This is a genomic window from Oryzobacter telluris (assembly GCF_043099285.1).
In the GTDB taxonomy this organism is placed as follows: domain Bacteria; phylum Actinomycetota; class Actinomycetes; order Actinomycetales; family Dermatophilaceae; genus Oryzobacter; species Oryzobacter telluris.
In genome coordinates this window covers 64,289-86,622 of the sequence record NZ_CP170723.1, presented here as the reverse complement: position 1 = coordinate 86,622, position 22,334 = coordinate 64,289, and the positions used below count along the sequence as shown (strand labels likewise).

Genomic DNA, 22,334 nt, shown 5'->3' with positions numbered 1-22,334 from the left:
GTGCTCGACCCATCGTAGACAGGGACGGGTCAGCGGCGACGAAGCCGACGCGTGAGCGGCTCGAGCGCCGCCGCGACCTCGGTGACGCCGAGTGCCCGGGCGACGGTCCAGGTGACCGCCAGCTGCACCGCGGCCGCCGCGCCGAGGACGAGGCCGCCCTCGAGCAGGCCGGCCACCCCGCGCCGCTCGCCGAGGTCGGGGACCACGGTCCCGATGACCCACAGCAGGACGAACGCCGTGACGAGCGCGGGCACGAGCAGTCGCAGGTACATCCCGGCCGCCCGGCTCAGCCCGATGTGGCCGTGCATCCGCCTGAGCACCCAGAACCCCACCCCCGCGGAGACGAACACGGCGCACGACTGCCCGACCGAGAGCGCGAACGCCGTGAGGCCCGGGTCGAGGCGCGAGGCGATGAGCGCCCCCAGCGAGGACAGCCCGGTGGTGACGCACTGGATGCGGAACGACATCCACGTCATCTGGTGGGCGTAGAAGACGCGGTCGTTGAGGTAGGTCCACGCCATCGGCAGGACCATCCAGACCAGGCCCTGCAGCACGATGGCGATGGCCTTGGTCTGCTCGAGGCTGTTGGTGAAGAAGAAGGTGGAGGCCACGTAGGGGGCCAGCACGCCGATGAGGACGACCCCCGGCACGAGGATCACCGACGGCATCCGCAGGCCCTGCGCGTGGTAGCGCAGCACCTCGGCGTGGTCGTCGCGGCTCGCGGCCTCGGAGAGGCGCGTGTAGAGCGCGGTGACGAGGGAGACGGTGACCAGGCCGTGGGGGAGCATGACGAGGAGGAGGGCGGGGTTGAAGGCCGCGAGGCCGGCCGTGGCGTCGCCCGCGCGCTCGCCGAGGTCGGTGGCCCGGGTGAGGACGTTGGAGGTGACGAGGAAGCCGAGCTGGCTGACGACGATCGACCCGAAGGTCCACTTCGCGACGTTGCTGACCTCGCCCAGCCCCACCCCGCGCACGCCCCACACCGGCCGGTACCGGAAGCCCATCCGGCGCAGGGGGATGACCAGGCACACCGCCTGGGCGACGATCGACAGGGTCGCCGAGCCCGCGAGGACGGCGATCATCGCGGGCGTCCAGTCGGCCGGCGCGGCGTTCTGGGGGAACCCCATCCGGACGAACACGACGAGGCCGACGACCGCGACGACGTTGGCCAGCGCCGGGGCCCACATGTACCCGGCGAAGCGCCCGTTGGCGTTGAGCACCTGCCCGAGCAGCGTGTAGAGCCCGTAGAAGAAGATCTGCGGCAGGCAGACGTACGCGAAGACGATGGCCAGGCCGATGGCCTCCTCCGAGCGCGTCCGGTAGTACAGCGGGACGAGCAGCGGGGCGAGGAGGGTGGCGAGGACCGTGGCCCCGAAAAGGGCTGCGACCGAGAGCGTGATGATCCGGTTGACGAACTCGTCACCGTCGGGGCGCAGCTTCGCGCGGACGATCTGCGGGACGAGGATCGCGTTGAGCGCGCCGCCGGCGATGAGGATGTAGAAGGAGTTGGGCAGCGTGTTGGCGGCGGTGAAGCCGTCGGCCGCGTAGCCGGTGGTGCCGATGACGCCGGTGAGCATCGCGGCCCGGACCAGCCCGACGACCCTGCTGACGAAGGTGCCGCCGGCCATGATCGCGCCGGCCCGGCCCACGCTCTGCCGGTGCGCCTCGGGCTCGGGGACCTCCTCGTCGGTGGTCGCCGCGTCGGGGTCGACGCCCTCGACGGGGGCGACCGGCTCCTCACGCGCGGGCGGACCGGCGGTCGGGCTCGACGGGGGCTCGGAGGTCATCGGGGTCCTGACGGGGAGGGAGCGGGGCTCAGGCGTCGCCGGCCAGGCGGGTCCAGGCCAGGCGGGCGATCCGGCGCTCGTTCGGGAACGTCAGGTGGCGGTGGGCCTCGCGCAAGGGTAGCCACGCGACGTCGATCGCCTCGTGGTCCGGGTCGTTCTCGATGGTGAGGTGCCCGCCCACGGCCTCGAGGAGGTAGTGGTGCACGTACTTGTGGATGCGCCGCTCACCGGCCGCGAACCAGTAGTCGATGGTGCCGAGCTCGATGAGGACGACGCCCTCGATGCCGGTCTCCTCGGCCACCTCGCGCGCGGCGGTCTGCGGCAGGGTCTCCTCGCCCTCGATGTGCCCCTTGGGCAGGCACCACTCGACCCGACCCGCGCGGTTGCGCCGCGCGATGACCGCGATGCGGGCCTCGCCCTCGTGCACGTCGACGACGACGCCACCCGCGCTGCGCTCCTCCACGGCCGGGAGCCGCCGCGGCGGCACTCCGGTCGGGTCGGTCGCAGGGTGGCTCATCCGGTCACTCTAACGAGTGGACCCCGTGGGGGTCCGGGACCGCGGGGTCCGGCGCGCGCCCCGGTGCGGCCTACGCTTGGTCCTCGTGCCCACCCCTCAACCGCCCTCGTCCTGGCTGCGCCAGGCGGTCGCGGAGCTCGCTCCCGTCCTGCCCGTCCTCACCGACCTCGGTGAGCGGTTCGCGGCGGCCGGGCACACCCTCGCCCTCGTCGGCGGTCCGGTGCGCGACGCCTTCCTCGGCCGCCCGGCCACCGACCTCGACTTCACGACCTCGGCCCGGCCCGACGAGACCGAGGCCGTGCTCACCGCGTGGGGCACCGCGACGTGGGACATGGGCCGCGCCTTCGGCACCATCGGCGCCCGCCGCGGCGGCACCGTCGTCGAGGTCACCACCTACCGCGCCGACGCCTACGACGGCCAGACCCGCAAGCCCGTGGTGGCCTTCGGGGACTCCCTCGAGGACGACCTCGTGCGCCGCGACTTCACCGTCAACGCCATGGCGCTGCGCCTGCCCGACCTCACCTTCGTGGACCCGTACGGGGGCCTCGTCGACCTCGAGGCGCAGCGGCTGCGCACGCCGACCACCCCCGAGGTCTCCTTCGGCGACGACCCCCTGCGGATGATGCGGGCCGCCCGCTTCGTCGCCCAGCTCGGCCTCGTGCCCGCCCCCGGCGTCGTCGACGCGATGAAGGAGATGGCGGCCTCCATCGAGATCGTCTCGGCCGAGCGGGTCCGCGACGAGCTGACCAAGCTGCTGCTCGGCCGCCACCCCCGCGCCGGGCTCGAGCTGCTCTGCGCGAGCGGCCTGGCCGCCCGGGTGCTGCCCGAGCTGCCGGCGCTGCAGCTGGAGGTCGACGAGCACCACCGCCACAAGGACGTCTACGAGCACTCGATGACGGTCCTCGAGCAGGCGATCGACCTCGAGGGCCCGGCCGACGGCCCGCCCGAGTCGGTGCCCGGCCCGGACCTCGTGCTGCGCCTGGCCGCCCTGCTCCACGACATCGGCAAGCCGGGCACCCGCCGGTTCGAGGACGGGGGCGGGGTCTCCTTCCACCACCACGAGGTCGTCGGGGCCAAGCTGGTGCGCAAGCGGCTCAAGGCGCTGCGCTTCGACAAGGTGACCATCACCGCGGTGTCCCGGCTGGTCGAGCTGCACCTGCGCTTCCACGGCTACGGCGAGGGCCAGTGGACCGACTCGGCGGTGCGCCGCTACGTCGTCGACGCCGACGACCTGCTCCCTCGGCTGCACCGGCTGACCCGCGCCGACTGCACCACCCGCAACGTGCGCAAGGCCCGCCGCCTCGCGGCCACCTACGACGACCTCGAGCGACGCATCGAGGTCCTCAAGGAGCAGGAGGAGTTCAAGGCGCTGCGCCCCGAGCTCGACGGCAACGAGATCGCGGCCGAGCTGGGCATCCGTCCGGGCCCGGTGCTCGGGCGCGCGTACAAGCACCTGCTCCAGGTCCGGACCTCCGAGGGCCCGATCGGCAAGGAGGCCGCCACGCAGCGGCTGCGCGCCTGGTGGGCCGAGCAGCCCGAGTCGGGGGCCTGAGGCCGCTGGGGGCTATGCGTCCTCGGTGCGCTTGATCGCCGAGATCTCGAACTCGAGGGTGATCTTCTCCGAGACGAGGACGCCGCCGGAGTCGAGCGGCATGTTCCACTCCAGCCCGAAGTCGCGGCGGTTGACGCGGCGCGAGCCCTCGAAGCCGGCCCGCAGCACGCCGAAGGCGTCGGTCTCGACGCCGAGGAGCGAGATCGGGATGGCGATCTCCTTGGTGACGTCGCGGATGGTCAGCTCGCCCGCGACGACGAACGCGCCCTCCTCGACCTCCTCGACGCGGGTGCTGACGAAGGTGATCTCCGGGAACCTCTCGACGTCGAAGAAGTCGGCGCTGCGCAGGTGGGTGTCGCGGTCGGCGCTGCGGGTGTCGACGCTCGCGGACTTCAGGGTCACCGAGACCGAGGACCGGTCCATGTCGTCGAGGTCGGCGTGGACGTGGCCCACGACCTCGTTGAACGACCCGCGCACGGTGGTGACCATCGCGTGCCGGGCCGAGAACCCGATGCGGGTGTGCGCCGGGTCGAAGTCCCAGTCCCCGCTCAGCGTCGGTCGGGTTTCGCTCATCGTTGAAGCCACCTGTCGTGAAGGCCTGGTACACGGTCGGTGCAGTCTGGCACGCGGCGCAGCCGGTGCGCCCGAAGTTCTCCGGTGGGCGGGCCCACGGGCGGGACACTGGGGAGTTCTCCCCATGTGGAGGTGCGGGGTCCCCGGTTACGCTCGGTCCTCACGTCTCTCGTCCCCCGAGGAGCCCGACCCATGCCCGTCCTCGCCTACCCCGGGCCCGCCGCCCCACCGCTTCCCGCGGTGACCCTCGAGGTCCCCGAGGGCTGGGAGGCGCTCCCCGCGGGCTCCGGGCTGCTGCGGGCGCGTGGCACCGGCAGCGCGGGTGACCCGATCGAGGTCGGGGTGGCGGCGCACGGCGTCGCGGAGGGAACGGCGGCGCAGGGCCTGGTCGAGGAGGTCACCGACGCCGGGGCCCCCGAGGGCAGCGAGGTCGAGCCGGCCTTCGTCGTCGAGATCGGCGGGCGCGAGTGGGCGGCGCGCAACCTCACGTGGGACGAGCCGAGCGGTCCCGTCGTCGAGGTCGTCCTGGCCACCTCCTCGGGTGACGACGCCTCGGCCCGCTTCGTCGTCGCGACCGGCCGGGTGCGCGGCCAGGGCCTCGAGGACGACTACGACACCCTCCAGTCGGTGCTGGAGACCCTGACCGTCGGGACCGACGCGTGAGCGCCGCCGACCACCGCCCCCTGGCCGGGACCGCGCTGCGGGTGCGCTCGGGCGTCGCCACGCACGTCGGCCGGGTCCGCGACCACAACGAGGACAGCGTCCTCGCCGAGGGCATGGTCTTCGCCGTCGCCGACGGGATGGGCGGGCACGCGGCCGGTGAGGTGGCCAGCCGCCTCGCGGTCGAGGCGCTGCGCCACCTGCACGAACGCCCGGCCGAGCGCCCCGACGACGTCGCGGACGTCCTGCGCGAGGCGAACCGGCGCATCCTCGAGTCGCAGGCCCGCGACCCCGAGCAGCGGGGCATGGGCACCACCGTCGCGGGCATCACCGTCGTCGTCGCCGGCGGCCACGAGCACTGGGTCGTGTTCAACATCGGCGACTCCCGGGTCTACCGCCTCGCCGACAACCGGATGAGCCTGGTGACCCGTGACCACTCCGAGGTCCGCGAGCTGATGGACGCGGGCGTCATCGACGCCGCCGAGGCCGCGGTGCACCCGCTGCGCAACGTCATCACCCGCTCCCTCGGGTCCGACCCGGGGCCGGCCGCCGACACGTGGGTGCTGCCGCCGGTGCGGGGCGAGCGCTTCGTCATCTGCAGCGACGGCCTGTCCGGTGAGCTCGACGACCGCGAGATCATGCTCATCGCCCGCAAGTACGCCGACCCGCAGATCGCCGCCGACCAGCTCGTCGCGGCCGCCGTGCGGGCCGGGGGCCGCGACAACGTCTCGGTCGTGGTCGTGGCCGTCGACGCGTGGGACGACGACGGCGGGGACGACGACGCCGACACCGCGCCGCGCGCGGGCCTGCTGCGGACCTGAGGCCTCAGCCCTGGTCGCGCGTCGTCGACACCGTGTCGACGACCTCCCAGATCTCGGTCTCGGCGTCGTCGTCGAAGCGGCGGCGGACCAGCGCCACGCTGTCGACCGACCAGATGGGCGTCGCGTGCTCGGCCAGCGCGCCGACGAGGCGCTCGAGGAAGGGCAGCGACGTCGTCGGGGTGACCGACCCGAGGGTGAGGCGGGGGACGAACTTGCGCCGGTCGACGAAGAAGCCGTGGTCGGCGACGAGCACCTGAAGGTTGCGGGCGAGGGCCCGGACGCGGTCGACCTCGCCCACGAGCGGGAGCGCGACCGTGGGGTCGCCCTCCTCCTCCAGGGCCCACGCCCCGGCGAAGCGCACGCGCGGCGCCGGCTCGGGGTCGACGAGCTCGTCCGAGAGGTAGGTCGCGATGGCGCTCACCTCGACGCGCGTGATGTTGCCCAGGCCGAAGACGGGGATCATCAGCGCGCTGCGGCCCACCCAGGAGAACTCTCCGGGGGGCGCCGGGGTGCGCGCGAGCATCGCCTCGACGTCGTCGAGGACGTGGTCCGGTGGCATCAGGGCCACGGAGAGCAGCATCCGACCTCCTGCAGGGCGACCTCCATTGTGGTCTTTCCGGGCCGTCCGGATGGGGAGGTGCGTCCGCGCGCCCGTCCCGACGCGCAGGTCATCGGGGCGCAAGTAGGCTGCGGTCGGACCCCGGCCGCGCCGGGACGGGGGCCGTGCCGCCTGCCCCGACACGTGAGGAGCCGCCCGTGACCGCCGTGCGCTGTGTCGTGCACCCCGGGTGGATCGAGGTGTCCGGTCCGGGCGTCCACGCCGTCGTCGCCGCGGCCGAGCGGCACGCCGAACCGCTGGCGCAGGCCGCACAGGGTGGGTTCGCCGGGCTGCTCGAGGCACTGACCGCCCACGGCCTCGCCGGTGCACCCGACCTCGCCGCCGTCAGCGTCGGGGACGACGCCGTGCGCGTCCTCGTGCGCGGTGGCGCCGTGGTGGTGCTCGCCGACGGCACCCGGGTGGGCGCCGAGGGCCGCGCGCCGTGGCGCGACGTCGACATCGCCCTCGACGCCGCGGGCGACGAGGTGTCGGTCGAGGCCCCGGCCCCCGAGAACCCGCGTGGATGGCGCCGCCCCGCCCGCCTCGGCCGTCCGGTGGCCGTCGCACCGGTTCAGGCCCAGCCGGTGACCGAGGAGCAGCCCGAGCCCGAGCCGGCCCCCGACCCGACCCCTCCCGCCGACGAGGCGGTCGAGCAGGACCAGGTCGAGCTGGACGATGTCCGCGAGGCGGCCGAGCCCGAGGAGCAGGCCGACCCGGTCGACGAGCACGACGTCGCCGATGCGGCCGGGGACCAGACCCCCGAGGACGGCGCGCTCGAGAACGGGGCGCCCGAGGACGAGGACCACACCGCCGACGAGGTGCGGGTCCAGCCGGACCTCACCCTCCCGCCGCCGGACGAGGCGTCCGCCGGCCTGCCCCCGGCGTCGCGCGTGCCCGTGACCGCCCCGCCGAAGGGCGGCCTCATCGACTCCGTGCCGTGGCGCCGCGGTGCGGGCGGCCAGGGCGGCCCCGCGCCCACCAACCCGCCCACGGCCGAGCTCCCCGTCCTCGTCCCGCCGCCGCCCGCCGAGGACGCGCCCCCGCCGCCCCCCGTGGACCCGGAGCCGGCCGAGCAGCCGGTGCAGGAGCCCGCGCAGGCCGAGGCCGGGCACACCGTCCACGACCTTCCGGAGACCGAACGGCACGACGTCGTCGACGAGCACGCCGCCCCCGACGTCACCACCGACCGCGGCGCGCTGCACCGCTCCGACGACGACCTCGACCGCCCCGTCGTCCTCGCCGTCCTCTGCCCGGCGGGCCACCCGTCGCCCCCTCACGCCGGTACCTGCCGCTCGTGCGGTCGCGAGATCCCGCCGCAGCAGCCCTTCCAGACCCCGCGCCCCGCGCTCGGCGTCCTGCGGATCTCCACCGGCGGTGTCGTCCCGCTCGACCGCGGCGTCCTCCTCGGCCGGGCGCCCCGCGTCAACGAGGAGCTCCCCGCCAACCAGCGCCCGCACCTGCTGCGGGTCGGCGGCGTCGACCGCGACATCAGCCGCAACCACGCGGAGGTCGTCCTCGAGGGCTGGCACGTCCTCGTCCGCGACCTCGGCTCCACCAACGGCACCACGGTGACCCTCCCCGGCCAGGAGCCCGTGCGGCTGCGGCCCACCGAGGACCAGGGCATCGAGCCCGGCGCCGTCATCACCCTCGCCGACGAGGTCTCGCTCACCTACGAGGTCGACGGGTGAGTGCCGCCGACGCGCCCCGCATCCCGGGGCTCGAGCTCGTGCGTCCCCTCGGGTCGGGCGGGTACGCCGACGTCTTCCTCTACGAGCAGCAGCAGCCGCGGATGAACGTCGCGGTCAAGGTCCTCAAGCGCGAGGGGCTGACCGCCGCCATCCGCCGCCAGTTCGTCGACGAGGCGAACACGATGGCGCAGCTCGGCGACCACCCGTACATCGTCCAGGTCTTCCGTTCCGAGCAGACCGCCGACGGCGGCGCCTACCTCGTCATGAAGTACTACCCGCCGCCGAACCTCGCCGTGCGCTCGCGCGCCGAGCGGATGACGGTGGAGGAGGTCCTGCGCACCGGGATCCAGCTCGCGAGCGCAGTCGAGACCGCGCACCGGGCCGGCATCATCCACCGCGACATCAAGCCGGCCAACGTCCTGGTCAGTCAGTACGGCCAGCCGGGACTCACCGACTTCGGCATCGCCGGGCGGGGCGGCCACGCCGAGGACGTCGACGAGGACGTCGGCGTCTCGGTGCCGTGGTCGCCGCCCGAGGTGCTCTACGGCCAGTCCAACGGCGACAGCCGCTCGGACGTCTACTCGCTCGCCGCCACCCTGTGGCACCTGCTCGTGGGGCGCTCGCCGTTCGAGCAGCCCGGCGGCGACAACTCCGCCTACGCCCTGATGCCGCGCATCCGGGCCGTGCCCGTGCCGCCCACCGGTCGCGCCGACGTCCCCGTCTCGCTCGAGCGCCTGCTGTCGCACGCGATGTCGAAGCGGCCCGACACCCGGCCGCAGACCGCCCTCGAGCTGGCCCGCGGGCTGCAGGCCGTGGAGCAGGAGCAGCGGCTGCCGCGTACGCCGGTCGTCATCCTCGACGAGGAGGGCAACAGCACCGTCGCCGAGCTGCCCCGGGCCGGCCGGCCCGAGGCCGACCACGACCGCACGATGGTCCGCACGCCCACGTCCATCGCCGTGCCCGAGACACCGCGGCCGGCTCGGGCCGTGGAGGCCGACGACGACGAGGACGAGCCGACGACGATCAGCGGGGGCGTCATCCTCGCGGTGATCGGGGTGCTCGTCGTGGGCCTGGTGGGTGCGCTCGTCTGGGCGTTCGGGCGCGACGACGAGGGCGCGACGCCGGGGCCGAGCGCGAACATCCGCACCCAGACCGGGGCCCCGACCCGCGCGGTCGACTACCCCGAGCAGCCGGCCATCGACGCCCGCTCCGCCGCGGGCTCGGTGACCTTCACGTGGAACTACGTGGGGGTGGAGGACGGCGACTTCTTCCAGCTGCGCGTCGCCGACAGCGAGGCCGCGGTCGCCGACGCCGAGGTCGTCACCGTCAAGGGCGCCGCCCGGCACACCGTCAAGGCCGCGGGCGGCACGCTCGTCTGCGCCCAGGTCACCGTGTCGCGCAAGAGCGGCCTGACCTCGCCGCGCTCACCGATCCGCTGCCAGACCGCCGACTGACCGACCACCGAGCACAGGGAGGGAGACCGATGGGCGCCATCGTCGAGTTCTGCGGGGAGGAGTTCCCCGCGCAGGAGAGCGCACCGCTGACGATCGGCCGCGTCGCCGACGTGGAGATCGACGACAACCCGTACCTGCACCGCGTCTTCCTCCAGCTGCACCGCGAGCACGACCTGTGGTGGCTGTCGAACGTCGGCTCGACCCTCACGGCGACCGTCGCCGACAAGAAGGGGCTGTTCCAGGCGTGGCTGTCGCCGGGGGCGCGGATCCCGCTCGCGCTCGAGGCGTTCACCGTGTGGTTCACCGCCGGCCCCACGACCTACGACTTCGACGTCCTGCTCACCGACACCCCGTTCGTCTCCGTCGAGACCGCGGCCGAGCTCGAGCCCGAGGAGTCGAGCGCCGAGACCACCGTCGGCCGCGTGTCGATGACGCCCGACCAGAAGCTGCTCGTCGTCGTGCTGTGCGAGGGCTTCCTCACCAGCTCGTACGCCGGCCACGGCCAGATCCCGTCGTCGGCGGATGCCGCGGCCCGGCTGGGCTGGACGGTCACCAAGTTCAACCGCAAGCTCGACAACGTGTGCCAGAAGCTCGCCGACGCGGGGACCCGTGGGCTGCACGGCGGCCCGGGCAAGCTCGCGAGCAACCGCAAGGCCCGCCTCGTCGAGCACGCCCTGTCGACGAAGATGGTGACCGAGGCCGACCTGGCGCTCCTGGGGTAGGGCGGCCCCACGGAGCAGGGTGCGACGGGGAGTGCTCCCCGGACGGATCGCCTGAGGGAGTCCACAGGCGCGGTTAGGCTGGGACTCACCCGGCCGGGGTGAAGGTCGGGGCACACACCGTCGCGTCCCGTGGGGGACGTCCGCGCGCGCAGGGAGAGGACACGATGGCTGCTCGGGGGCCCGGACGCCGGGCGGTGGGCCGCGCCCGCCGCCGGACGGCCAGCACCCTCGCCGTCGTCCTCGTCGCCTCGGGCCTGGGCTATGTCGCCGTGGCGAGCCAGGGCACCACCTTGCACGAGGCCCGGCTCAACGACTCGGGCGTGTGGGTCAGCTCCGACGTCCAGGCCAAGTTCGCCCGCGCGAACGTGCCCATCGGCCAGCTCGACACCGGCGTGGCCACGAGCGTCTCGGCGGGCAGCGGCCTCGACGTCCTCCAGGACGGCGCGGCCGTCATCGGCGTCGGCACCGGTGCGGGCCAGCTGTTCCCCATCGACCCGCGCACCTCCACCGCCGGCGACACCGTGGCCTCGCTCGTCACCACCCCGCCGCGCGCCGGCTCCTTCACGCCCTCGCCGGTCGACCTGCGCGGCGGCACCATCGCCCTCCTCGACCGCGACAGCGGGAAGGTCTGGGCGCAGCGGGTCGACACCCGCCAGGGGGTCACCTCGCTGCCGGGCCTCGCGCCCACCGAGAAGCCCGTGATGACGCTCGGCAAGCAGGGCGCCATCACCGTCGACCTCTCGGGCGCGATCCACGGGATCTCCGGCGCCACGGGCAAGGTCACCACCGTCCCCGTCGTCGGCGACCGCTTCGGCAGGGCGATTGTGGTCGACACCGCCCTGCGCTCGCCGTCCCCGGACATCACGGCGGTCGGCTCGCGGTGGGTCGCGTACGACGCGGGCAAGGACACCGTGCACACCGCGGCCGAGCCCGACGGCACCGACGCCCAGGTCACCACTCCCGCCGGCAGCCGGTACGCCGCACTCCAGCAGCCCGGCCCGGATGCCGACACGGTCGCCATCGCCGGGCCCACCCGCACCGTGCTCGTCCCCCTCGACGGTGGCGAGTCCCCCGGGGGCGTCGCGATCCAGGAGCAGGTCGACCGCGTCCCGGGCTCGACCGTGGTCACCCGGCCCGTCGTCCTCGGCGGCTGCCTGCACGCCGCGTGGGCCGAGGCCGGTCAGGTCTTCTACGGCGCCAACTGCGGCCGTCGCGGCGACCAGCCCACGGCGACCCTGCCCGCGCAGGGCGAGGAGGACACCCGCGACGGCGTGGCCTTCCGGGTCAACCGCGGGCTCGTCGTCCTCAACGACCTCGACAACGGCGGCGTCTGGGACCTCGAGGACAAGCCGACCAAGATCGACAACTGGGACGCCCTCGTCCCGCCCACCCGCCAGGACGACGACAACGACAAGAAGGACGAGAACCTCGTCGACGAGGCCGCCCTCAACACTCCGCCGAAGGCCGAGCCCGACCCCCTCAAGGTCCGCCCGGGGCGCACGAGCAAGCTCCACGTCCTCGACAACGACACCGACGTGGCCGGCTCGGTGCTCTCGATCGACCCCGCCGACGTCTCGCGCCCCACGCTCGAGGGCGTCACGGCCACCGTGTCGGCCGACGGCCAGGCCATCGACGTCACGGTCCCCGCCAAGACGGAGGGCCAGTCGTTCGCCTTCGACTACGCGGTGAACAACGGCAAGGTCAAGGGCAAGGGCACCGCGAGGGTCACCGTGCAGATCGTCCCCGACTCGGTCAACGGCCCGCCGAAGCTGCGCCAGGGCGGTGCCGAGCTGACCCGCGCCACGTACCCGGTGATCGCCGGGAAGCGGCTGTCGGTCCCGGTGCTCGCCGACTGGCGCGACCCCGAGAGCGACATCCTCTCCGCGCGCGCCGACGTGGAGGGCGGCGTCGTCGACGGCCAGGGCCACATCACCCTCACCGCCCCCACCAAGGTCGGCAAGCAGCCGATCGCCTACCGGGTCACCGACGGCCGCGGCGGCACGACGAAGGGCTCGGTCACCGCCCAGGTCGTCGGGACCACGGACAGCAAGTTCCTCCCGCCCACCACCCAGCCGGACGCCGTGCGCGGCGTCGTCGGCAAGCCGCTCCAGATCGAGCCGCTCGGCAACGACATCGCGGGCGCCGACCCGGGCGACCCCGACGCCGTCCTGCGGCTGCGCGCCGAGGTGCGCCCGGTCGGCCCGCTCGACGTCGACACCGACCTCGCCACGGGCCAGGTCACGGTCACCGGCTCCGCGCCCGGCACCTTCGAGCTCACCTACTCGGCCCAGACCGGGGCCGGCGCGGCCCCCGGCCGGGTGCGCGTCGACCTCACGCCCCCACCCCAGGGCGCGCCGCCGGTCGCCGTGCCCGACACCGCCACGGTCCACGACCGGTCCCCGGTGATGGTCGACGTGCTCGCCAACGACTACAGCCCGAGCGGGGACGTCCTCGTCGCCGCGGCGGTCGAGGCCACCGGCGAGGACGACTGGCTCCAGCCGTCGATCTACCAGGGCCGCTGGATCCGCATCGAGGCCCGCGAGCCGGCCCCCCTCGAGGTGGGCGAGCAGGGCCGTCGCGGCGTGGTCCGCTACACGGTCAGCGACGGCACGCAGCGCACCACGGGCGAGGTGGCCGTCCTCCAGCAGGGTCCCCTCGAGGACTCCGTCCCGCTCGTCCAGGACGACACCGCCACCGTCCGCGAGGGCGACACCGTCGCCGTCCCGGTGCTCGACAACGACACGATGGCCGACGGCATCCCGCTCCAGGTCGACCCGGCCAGCGTCAAGGTCATCAGCAAGGGCGACGCCCAGCGGGCCTTCGCCTCGGGCAACGTCATCCGGTACGTCCCGGAGGCGCGAGGGCTGAAGACCGAGAAGTTCGTGACGATCGAGTACTCGGCCTTCGCCGACGGCATGAAGCCGCAGGCCCAGTCCGCGCGCGTCCGCGTCGCCGTCACGCCCCTGCCCACCGAGCAGCGTCCCAACCAGGCGCCGGTGGCTCGCAGCTTCTCGGCCACCGTCACCGCCGGTGACCCCATCACGATGACGGTGCCCACCAACGGGGTCGACCCCGACGGCGACAGCGTCTCGGTCACGGGGATCGTCGGTGCGGACGGCGGCGCGGTCGACCTCACGCTGGGCCGGGTCGTCGGCATCGGCCCGTCGACCATCCGGTACGAGGCGTACCCGCTCGCGGCCGGCACCGAGGTCGTCAGCTACGAGGTCCGCGACCGGTTCGGCGCCACGAGCCGGGCGTTCGTGCGGGTCGGCGTCGTCCAGCCGGGCGACCCGCAGCCCCCGGTCGCGGTCGACGACGAGGTCCTCGCGGCGCCCGGCAAGACCGTCACGGTCAAGCCGCTGCAGAACGACCTCATCGCCCGCGGCGACGTCGTCGAGCTCGACGCCGAGTCCACCAACGACGACGCGACGAAGAAGCTGTGGCGGGTCGAGGACGACAACACGGTGACCACGAAGGTCCCCACCGACACCAGCCGGCTCCACGAGCTCGTCTACGGCATCAGCGACGGGCTGTTCGACCCGTCGCGCGCGTCGGTCCTCGTGCGCCCGGTGGCCGACTACGTCAACGCCCCCGTGGCCCGCGACGACGTCGCCGCCCCCAAGCCGGGGGAGACCTCCACCCTCGTCGACGCCCTCGCCAACGACACCGACATCGACTCCGACCCCGAGACCCTCACGCTCGTCGACGTCCTCAGCCCGGACGCCGTGGCCGAGCAGGGGCAGGTCCGCGTCAAGATCCTCGACCACCCCTACGCCGTGCCCTACGTCATCGAGGACGAGGACGGCGCCCGCGCGATGGCCCTGATCCAGGTGCCGACCGGCGCCAACGGCCAGCCCTTCGTCGTGGCCGGGACGCTCATCACGATGGACAAGGACTCGACACAGACCGTCGCCCTCAACGACCACGTGAGGTCGCCGCGCGGCCGGGTCGTCTCGGTGACCACCGCCGGCACGGTCAGCGCGTCGCCCGCGCAGAACCTCGCGGTGACGCTCGAGGACAACCGGACCCTCACCCTCCAGTCCTCCGGTGGGTACGTCGGACCGGCGGCGGTGATGCTCGAGGTCACCGACCAGGACGCGGTCGACCAGAAGGACTTCGGCACCGCGTACGTCTCGGTCCCGGTGCAGATCGGCCCCAAGGTCCCGCTCTTCCGCTGCCCCGACACCGAGCTGCGCGTCGTCGCCGGCGGCCTGCCCCGCGTGCTGGACATCCCGCAGTACTGCCACGCCTGGCTGCCCGTGGGGATGAGCTTCGACGACGTCGAGTTCGACACCCGCTGGCAGACCGAGCCCGACGCGTCGCTCGCCACCGACGGTGCCGGAGGCCGCCGCCTCACCCTCACGGCCGACCTCGACGCCCAGTCGTCCAAGGGCGTCCTCGAGGTGCGGACCGCCGGGCTCGAGCAGCCCGTCCTCATCCGGGTCGACGTCGTGGGGCTCGACTCCGCCGACCTCGGCCCGCCGCGGCTGCGTCCCATCTCGGTCACCGGGCTGGAGGAGGGGCAGTCGCGCACGGTCGACCTCGCGGCGTACCTCGACTCACCGCTCGTGCAGCCGCAGTGCTCGATCCTCTCGGCACGCGTCGAGAGCGGCTCGGGACTCACGGCCACGACCTCGGGCTGCCGGGTCACCCTGACCGCCGGCGAGCGGCCCTCGCCCGAGGCGACCGTGGCGGTCGTCGTCTCCGACGGCCCGAAGCGTCGCGCCGACGGCCGCATCGAGGTGACGATGCTCGGCACCCCGAGCGAGCCGCGCCAGGTCCGCGCCGTCGCCGACCGCGACGCCGGCGGCCAGGCGCGCGTCGCGTGGCTGCCGCCCACGTACGACGGTGGTTCCACCGTGACGGGCTACACCGTGCGGCACAGCGGCGGCTCGGCGGGCACCACCGAGTGCACCGCGTCGCCCTGCACCGTGACCGGGCTGACCAACGGCAAGGACTACACGTTCGTCGTCGTCGCCCGCAACGGCCTCGGCGACGGCACCCCCAGCGCGCCGAGCAACACCGTGCGCCCCGACACCCTGCCGCGCCAGGTCACCGGCGTGCGGATGGTCGACCGCGGCGACGGCACCCTCACCATCGGCTGGGTTCCGCCGGAGAACGAGGGCAGCGCGCTGACGAAGTACGTCGTGCGCGTCGTCTCCTCCACCGGCGACACCAAGACGCAGGACGTCCCCCCGTCCTCGACCCAGACCGTCGTCGGCGGGCTCGACAACGAGTCCGAGCAGTCGGTGCAGGTGCAGGCGTGGAACGAGCTCGGCGCCGGCCCGTTCGGTCCGGCCGTGACGATGCAGTCGGCCGGCACCCCGCCCGCCCTGCCCGCCCCCGCCATCGCCGCGAGCGGCCCCGGCCCCGCCGCCGACTCGGCGACCCTGACGATCTCGTGGGAGCAGGGCCGGCCCAACGGCCCGCCCACCAGCGGCTACACGCTCTACCGGTCGGTCGACGGCGGCGGCTGGACCGAGGTCGCGCGGACCTCGCCCGACGTGCGCACGGCGCGCGACGTCATCCCCTACGACGGGCGCACCTACCGCTACACGGCCACGCTCACCAACGGCGCCGGCATCGAGGGCCCGCAGGCGAACTCGTCGTCGTTCACCTCCGTCGGCCAGCCGTCCACGCCGACGCTGGCCACCTCGACCCCGAACAACGACGGGCGCATCCAGCTCACCGTCGGTGTCGGCCAGCCGCGCGCGGGCGCCTTCACCGCCATCCGCTGGTCGGGCGGCGGCAAGAGCGGCACGCACGCGTGCGGGTGCACCCCCGGCTCGCAGGTCGTCTTCCCGACCGACGCCTTCGACACCAGCCCCACCCAGGGCCGCACCATCACCGTGTGGACCGTGAACTCCGGCGGCAACGAGTCCGACCGGGTCACCGGCAGCGCCACCCCGTACCGCGACACCCTCACCCCCACCGGGCTGAGCGGCTCGGCGTCGGGCAACGACGCCGTGTGGTCGTGGAACCTGCCGGAGAACGGCCGCACCATCGACCAGGTGCAGGTCGACGGCGACGGCGGCGGCACCTTCGGCGGCAACAAGACGACGCACCGGGTCAACGGCTCGCCCGGCGGCGGCTACCGCATCCGCGTCCGCGCGCACTCGGCCGCCGGCTGGTCGGGCTGGACGGCCTACGACACGGTCAACATCCCCAACCCGGCTCCGCAGGTCTACAACGTCCACAAGGGCCCGGGCTACATCCCGCCGAACGGCGTGGGCACCTGTGCCTCGAGCCCCTGCCCCCGCGTCAACTTCGACGTCCGGTACTTCCCGCCGGGCGGGGGCGGCTGGACCGTCGGGGTCTACCGGTCCAACGGCGCCGAGATCTACACCTCCAGCGTCCAGTTCTTCGTCAGCGGCGACGGCACCGGCACCACCGGCGAGTACGGCAACACGAGCAACTGGCGCAGCACCGGCATCGTCGTCGCCAACGGCAACGGGCCCCTCTACGTCCGGCTCTGCCGCGCCGGCGTCTGCCACCGCTCCCCGGACGTCGCGTGGTGACCCGCGCCCCGTACCCGGCGTCGGGCCCACCCCCGACCCGCCTGACCCCCTCGACCAGCCCACGGAAGGAACACCCCGCATGACCGTCACCGCAGACCAGGCCGCCTGGTTCTCCCAGACGTTCTCCGCCATGGTCGCCAACTGCGACAAGGCCGTGCTCGGCAAGGAGCACGTCATCCGCCTGGCCCTGACCTGCATGCTCTCCGAGGGGCACCTGCTCCTCGAGGACTTCCCGGGCACCGGCAAGACGCAGCTGGCACGCGCCATCTCGGGCACCGTCCAGGGCACGAACTCGCGCATCCAGTTCACCCCCGACCTGCTGCCCAGCGACGTCACCGGCGTGACGATCTACGACCCCGGCACCAAGGTCTTCGAGTTCCACAAGGGCCCGATCTTCGCGACCATCGTCCTCGCCGACGAGATCAACCGCGCCTCGCCGAAGACCCAGTCGGCGCTGCTCGAGGTGATGGAGGAGGCCAAGGTCACCGTCGACGGCGTCCGCCACGAGGTGGGCGCCCCGTTCATGGTCATCGCCACCCAGAACCCCATCGAGCAGGCCGGCACCTACCGGCTGCCCGAGGCCCAGCTCGACCGCTTCCTCATGAAGACCTCGCTCGGCTACCCCGACCACGACGCCACCGTGCGGGTGCTGCGCGACGCCAAGACCCGTGACCGCACCAAGGCGCTGGAGCCGGTCGTCACCTCGAGCGTCGTCATCGACATGGCCGAGCTCGCCGACGAGGTGCACGTCGACGACGCGATCCTCGACTACGTCTCGCGCATCGCCGAGGAGACCCGGCGCCACGTGTCGGTCCGCCTCGGCCTGTCGGTGCGTGGCTGCCTCGCCTTCGTGCGCTGCGCGAAGACGTGGGCGATCAGCCAGGGCCGCGACCACGTCGTGCCCGACGACATCAAGCTGCTCGCCTCGCCGGTGCTCAACCACCGCCTCCTCGTCACGGCCGAGGCCGCGTTCGCCGGCATCACCGTCGAGCAGGTCATCGCGCAGATCCTCGCCGAGGTCGCGCCACCCACGGAGCGCCTCGCGTCATGACCCCGCACACCGACGACGTCGGGTCCACGACCCGGCGCTCCGACCTCGCCAGGGGCGCACCGCCGCCCGCGGGTGAGGACGGCGCCACCGTCACCCGGTCCTCGCTGCGTGCGGGGTCCGGGTCGTCGGCGACCCCGTCGTCGGGCGGTGCGGCCGACCCCAACACGCGGGCCGGGCGCAAGCAGAAGGCCACCAAGGCGAAGAAGCCGAGGAAGGCGCGGCGCGGCATCACCCTGCCGAAGGTCCGCGGACCGCGGATCCGGGTGCGTCGGGCGTCGGACCCGGCCGAGGTCCCGGTCGGGCGGCGCTCGCGGGTGGCGGGTGAGACCCGCACCCGCACCATCACCCTGCCTCGGGTCACGGTGCCGAGCGCGCTCACCGGCACCGGGGCGCGCATCGTCGTCCTCACCGGTGAGCGGATCAAGCCGCTCGCCGAGTCCACCCGCCGCGTGTGGCACCCGGTGATGGAGGTCCTGCGCTGGGTGTCCGCGCTCGGCTGGACCGTGCTGGCCGTCGGGCTCGTCGCGTGGTGGCTGACCGTGCGCTACCAGTGGGTCGAGCTGTCGATGGTGGCCGTCACCTGCCTCGTGCTCGTCCTCGCCTGCCTCGTGCTCGCCATCGGCCGGGCCAAGGTGCGCATCCGGGTCGACGTCGAGCCCACCCGGGTGACCGTCGGCGACCCGGCGACCGGGCGGATCGAGGTCTCCAACGCCTCCAAGCGGGGGATGCTCCCGCTGCTCGTCGAGCTGCCGGTCGGGGAGACCGCGGCCCGGTTCACGCTGCCGGCGCTCGCCTCGGGCCGCACCCACGAGGAGCTCTTCGTCGTGCCGACCCGCCACCGCGGCGTGGTCCCGGTGGGGCCGGCGACGACCGTGCACGGCGACCCGCTCGGGCTGGTCCGCCGCACCGTGGCGTGGACCCAGCGCACCGAGCTGTTCGTGCACCCGCTGACCATCTCGCTCGAGAGCCTGGGCGCGGGCCTGCTGCGCGACCTCGAGGGCGAGGTCACCCCGGACCTGTCGATGTCGGACCTCGCCTTCCACGCACTGCGCGAGTACCAGCCCGGCGACGACCGCCGCTACGTGCACTGGCGCTCGTCGGCCAAGCACGGCCGGCTCCTCGTGCGCCAGTTCCTCGACACCCGCCGCTCGCACCTCGCGATCGTCGTCGACACCACCCCGGACGTGTACGTCGGCGGTGAGGACGACGTCGAGCTCGCCATCTCGTGCGCCGCGTCCCTCGCGCTGCGCTCCATCCTCGACGAGCAGGACACCACGGTCGTCTGCGGCGACCAGTCGGTCTCTCGGACCACGGCCCCGCTGACCCTCGACAGCCTCTCCCGGGCGCAGGTCGGCCCCGCCGACGTGTTCTCCGCCGCGGGCGAGGCCTCGGCCCTCGCTCCCGACGCCAGCGTGGCGGTCCTCGTCACCGGGGGGTCGCGCCCCTTCATCCAGGTGCAGCGCACCCTGGGCCAGTTCGAGCCGGAGGTCATCAAGGTGGCGATCGTCGTCGACGACCACGAGCAGGTGGGGGTGCACCGCCTCGGTGACCTGGTGCTGCTCCACGTGCGTGAGCTCACCGACCTGCGTCGCGTCCTGTTCGCCGGAGCCCTGACGTGAGCGGCCAGGAGGCGCCCGGTTTCGCCACCGCGCTGCGCGGCGGCGCTCCGCGCCGGGCCCGCGGCCGCCGCGACCCCGATGCGCCCTCGCTGCTGCGGCGCGCGCTGCCGACCCGTGACGCGTTGGTCGACGCCGGGTTCGCGACGGCGCTGGTCGTCATCGCCCTCGTCGGCCTGCGCACCGGGTTCCTCGGGGCGCAGTGGATCGTCGCAGCGGGGGTGGGGCTCGTCCTCGGCCTCGTCATCGGGCACCTCGCCACCGCGTGGCGCTGGATGGCGGTGACGACGCTCCTCGTCCTCGCGCTCGTGTACTTCGTGCTCGGTGGGCCGGTCGCGGTGCGGGACAACCTCATCGGTGGGGTGCTGCCCACGGTGCAGACCTTCCGCGACCTCGCCGAGTGGTCGGTGCTGGGCTGGAAGCGCTGGCTCACGCTGCTGCCTCCGGTCGACGCCCGCGGTCCGGTGCTCGCCCTGCCGTGGCTGGCCGGGCTGCTCGGTGGCTCGCTGACCCTGGCCGTCGCGCGCCGCTGGGCGAGCGTTCCGCTGACCGCGGTCGTGCCGGTCGCCCTCCTGGCCGGGTCGATCGCGCTCGGCACGAGCGAGCCGGCGGCCGTGCTCGTCCAGGGGGTGGGGTTCGCCCTCGTCCTCGTCGGCTGGCTCGTCGTGCGGGCGCACCGCAGCCGTCCGCCGGTGCAGAACGGGGCGGGTCGCAACGCCCGGCTCGCCACGGGCGGTGGGCTGCTGGCCCTCGCCCTCGTCGCGGGGCTGCTCGCGGCGCCGCTCCTGCCGGGTTCGGAGGCCGATGCCCGCCGCGAGGTCGTGCGCACCGCGCTGGTGCCGCCGCTCGACGTCTCGCAGTTCCCCAGCCCGCTGCCCGGGTTCCGCCGCTACACCGAGCCCAACCCGGCCGAGCTCTACGACAAGCCGGTGCTGCAGGTGACCGGTCTGCCCGCCGGCGCGGCCGTGCGCTTCGCCACCCTCGACGCCTACGACGGCCTCGTCTGGGGTGCCGCCGACCGCAGCACCGACGGCGTCCCCTTCCAGCAGGTGGGGTCGCGCATCGGGGCCCGCGGCGACGGCCGGCAGGTCGACGTCGAGGTCGAGGTGGTCGACGGCGGCTACGGCGGGCCGTGGCTGCCCACCGTCGGTGCGCCCACGAGCATCGAGTTCGAGGGGCCACGCGCGGACGAGCTCTCCTCCGAGGTGTGGCTCAACACCGACACCGAGACCGCGGTCGTGCCTGGTCAGCTGGTGGGCGGCGAGCGCTACCGGATGACCGCCATCCTCCCGCCCTCGCCGGCGAAGGAGCTGCCCAAGGACCTGCAGGTGGCCGGTGACGCCTCCACCCCGAGGGACACCGACGTCCTCGACGCGCGGATCGACGCGTGGACCAGCCGGGCGGAGGGCGCGTGGGGCAAGTTCCGCGCCGTGGCGACCCAGATGCACAACGACGGCACGTACACCGACGGCGGGACGCCGAACAGCTTCGAGAAGGTCTACCTCCCCGGCCACGCCGTGGCGCGCCTGGGACGCTTCGTCAACTCCACCAAGCTCGCCGGCAACGACGAGCAGTACGCCGCGACCCTCGCCCTCGTCGGCCAGCGCCTCGGCATCCCGACGCGCGTGGTCATGGGCGCCGAGGTCCCGGCAGACGGCACGGTGCGCGGCCGCGACGTCCACGCGTGGGTCGAGGTGCAGGAGTCCAACGGCTCCTGGTTCCCCATCTCGGCCAGCACCTTCGTGCCCAGCCGCGACAAGACGCCGAGCGAGCAGCAGCTGCTCTCCGAGGAGCAGAAGGTCGGCGCGCAGGTGCCGCCGCCCGCCGGGGTCAACCCGCCCTCGCTGCTCCAGGGCCCGGACCAGGCGCAGAACGCCACCGACCTCGCCAAGCGCAAGAAGAGCCCGTTCGACATCGCCGCCTGGCCGCTCTGGCTGAAGATCCTCGTCTTCGCCGTGCTGCTGCCGCTGCTGCTCGCGGCCGCGTACGTCGCGCTGGTGCGGTGGCTCAAGGCACGCCGTCGTCGCACGCACACGAGCACCGGGCCGCTGCCCGCTCGCGCGGCATGGCTGTGGCGCGACCTCGTGGCCGAGGCGCGCTCGCTCGGGGTCGCCGTGCCGCGCCGGGTCACCCGGCGCGAGCAGGCGCTGGCCCTCGACGCCGCGCTCCTCGCCCCGGTCGACGACGCGCCGGGCCCGGCCGAGGCGCCGGCAAGTGACGAGGTCGCGGTCGAGTCCCCGCGCTCGCCCTTCCCGACGTGGGACGTGCCGGGACGGTCCTCCACCACGGCCCCCTCCGGCGTGGTGCACGCGTCGGCCTACCGTCCGGCAGAGGGCGACTCACCCTCGGCGGCCCGGGTGGCGACGTCGGCCGACGGGCTCGTGTTCGGTCCCGGCGAGGGGTCGGAGGACGCCTGCGCCGCTGCGGTCAGCGGGGCGGCCGAGGTCCGCGCCGCGCTGCGGGAGCGCACCGGCCGGTGGGTGCGGCTGCGCTCCGACGCCGACCCGCGCCCCCTCCTCGCACGGCGCGAGCGGTCGCGCACCGAGCAGGCCACGGGCCGCCGCCGCCTGCGGCTGCCCTCCCTCCGCCGCCGCGGCGGAGCCGACCCCACCCCGGCCTAGCCACCCACCCCGCGGCGAGGCCGGAAACGGTCGCCGGGACAACCACTTCCGCCCTCACCGCGCACTGCCACGGCCGTGAGTGCGGAAACGGTCGCCGGGACAACCACTTCCGCACTCAAGGCGACTCAGACGCCGACGGGCGGCACCCTCTCGGGTACC

General features: G+C 74.1%; 14 protein-coding genes. 10 read left to right on the top strand and 4 right to left on the bottom strand.

The features are described 5' to 3' along the window. Positions 1 to 29: 29 nt before the first annotated feature. Positions 30 to 1,784: a murein biosynthesis integral membrane protein MurJ gene (gene murJ, locus ACFLFB_RS00385; RefSeq protein WP_392543728.1), complete on the bottom strand. Its 1,755-nt coding sequence runs from the start codon at positions 1,782 to 1,784 to the stop codon at positions 30 to 32. 28 nt (positions 1,785 to 1,812) lie between these two features. Next, positions 1,813 to 2,301, bottom strand: coding sequence for an NUDIX hydrolase (locus ACFLFB_RS00380; RefSeq protein WP_392543727.1), 489 nt, complete (start codon positions 2,299 to 2,301; stop codon positions 1,813 to 1,815). A gap of 85 nt (positions 2,302 to 2,386) precedes the next feature. Between ACFLFB_RS00380 and ACFLFB_RS00375 the strand changes: the two genes are divergently transcribed. Continuing rightward, complete coding sequence (locus ACFLFB_RS00375; protein WP_392543726.1) at positions 2,387 to 3,853, top strand: CCA tRNA nucleotidyltransferase; 1,467 nt, start codon at positions 2,387 to 2,389, stop codon at positions 3,851 to 3,853. 12 nt (positions 3,854 to 3,865) lie between these two features. Here the strand turns inward: ACFLFB_RS00375 and ACFLFB_RS00370 are convergent, their stop codons facing one another. Continuing rightward, positions 3,866 to 4,426, bottom strand: a complete 561-nt coding sequence (locus ACFLFB_RS00370; protein ID WP_392543725.1) for a YceI family protein — start codon at positions 4,424 to 4,426, stop codon at positions 3,866 to 3,868. A 192-nt stretch (positions 4,427 to 4,618) separates the two neighbouring features. On the opposite strand from ACFLFB_RS00370, the gene ACFLFB_RS00365 reads away from it, so the two are divergent. Together ACFLFB_RS00365 and ACFLFB_RS00360 are read left to right on the top strand one after the other, a co-directional pair. Continuing rightward, positions 4,619 to 5,089 carry a hypothetical protein gene (locus tag ACFLFB_RS00365; RefSeq protein ID WP_392543724.1) on the top strand — a complete coding sequence of 157 codons (471 nt, stop codon included), beginning with the start codon at positions 4,619 to 4,621 and terminating at the stop codon, positions 5,087 to 5,089. Next, positions 5,086 to 5,907: a PP2C family protein-serine/threonine phosphatase gene (locus ACFLFB_RS00360; RefSeq protein WP_392543723.1), complete on the top strand. Its 822-nt coding sequence runs from the start codon at positions 5,086 to 5,088 to the stop codon at positions 5,905 to 5,907. Before ACFLFB_RS00365 ends, ACFLFB_RS00360 begins: the two co-directional genes overlap by 4 nt. A gap of 4 nt (positions 5,908 to 5,911) precedes the next feature. On the opposite strand, the gene ACFLFB_RS00355 is transcribed toward ACFLFB_RS00360, so the two are convergent. Next, positions 5,912 to 6,487, bottom strand: coding sequence for a 2'-5' RNA ligase family protein (locus ACFLFB_RS00355; RefSeq protein WP_392543722.1), 576 nt, complete (start codon positions 6,485 to 6,487; stop codon positions 5,912 to 5,914). Positions 6,488 to 6,663: 176 nt separating this feature from the next. Between ACFLFB_RS00355 and ACFLFB_RS00350 the strand changes: the two genes are divergently transcribed. The 7 genes from ACFLFB_RS00350 (at position 6,664) to ACFLFB_RS00320 (ending at position 22,175) form a co-directional block, all read left to right on the top strand. After that, a complete protein-coding gene (locus ACFLFB_RS00350) occupies positions 6,664 to 8,193 on the top strand; it encodes an FHA domain-containing protein (protein ID WP_392543721.1) in 1,530 nt (509 codons plus the stop codon). Beyond that, the gene (locus tag ACFLFB_RS00345) at positions 8,190 to 9,647 is read left to right on the top strand and encodes a serine/threonine-protein kinase (protein ID WP_392543720.1); all 1,458 of its coding nucleotides are present in this window, start codon (positions 8,190 to 8,192) and stop codon (positions 9,645 to 9,647) included. Before ACFLFB_RS00350 ends, ACFLFB_RS00345 begins: the two co-directional genes overlap by 4 nt. Before the next feature lie 29 nt (positions 9,648 to 9,676). Continuing rightward, entirely contained in the window at positions 9,677 to 10,369 is a 693-nt protein-coding gene (locus tag ACFLFB_RS00340) for a hypothetical protein (protein WP_392543719.1), read from the top strand. A 164-nt stretch (positions 10,370 to 10,533) separates the two neighbouring features. Continuing rightward, complete coding sequence (locus tag ACFLFB_RS00335; RefSeq protein ID WP_392543718.1) at positions 10,534 to 16,887, top strand: Ig-like domain-containing protein; 6,354 nt, start codon at positions 10,534 to 10,536, stop codon at positions 16,885 to 16,887. A gap of 79 nt (positions 16,888 to 16,966) precedes the next feature. Further along, a complete protein-coding gene (locus ACFLFB_RS00330) occupies positions 16,967 to 17,938 on the top strand; it encodes an AAA family ATPase (protein ID WP_392543717.1) in 972 nt (323 codons plus the stop codon). Beyond that, positions 17,935 to 19,557 (top strand): DUF58 domain-containing protein, encoded by a 1,623-nt coding sequence (locus ACFLFB_RS00325; protein ID WP_392543716.1) that lies wholly within the window; start codon positions 17,935 to 17,937, stop codon positions 19,555 to 19,557. The genes ACFLFB_RS00330 and ACFLFB_RS00325 overlap by 4 nt, the downstream gene beginning before the upstream one ends. Next, a complete protein-coding gene (locus ACFLFB_RS00320) occupies positions 19,554 to 22,175 on the top strand; it encodes a transglutaminaseTgpA domain-containing protein (protein WP_392543715.1) in 2,622 nt (873 codons plus the stop codon). The genes ACFLFB_RS00325 and ACFLFB_RS00320 overlap by 4 nt, the downstream gene beginning before the upstream one ends. The last annotated feature ends 159 nt before the right edge of the window (positions 22,176 to 22,334 follow it).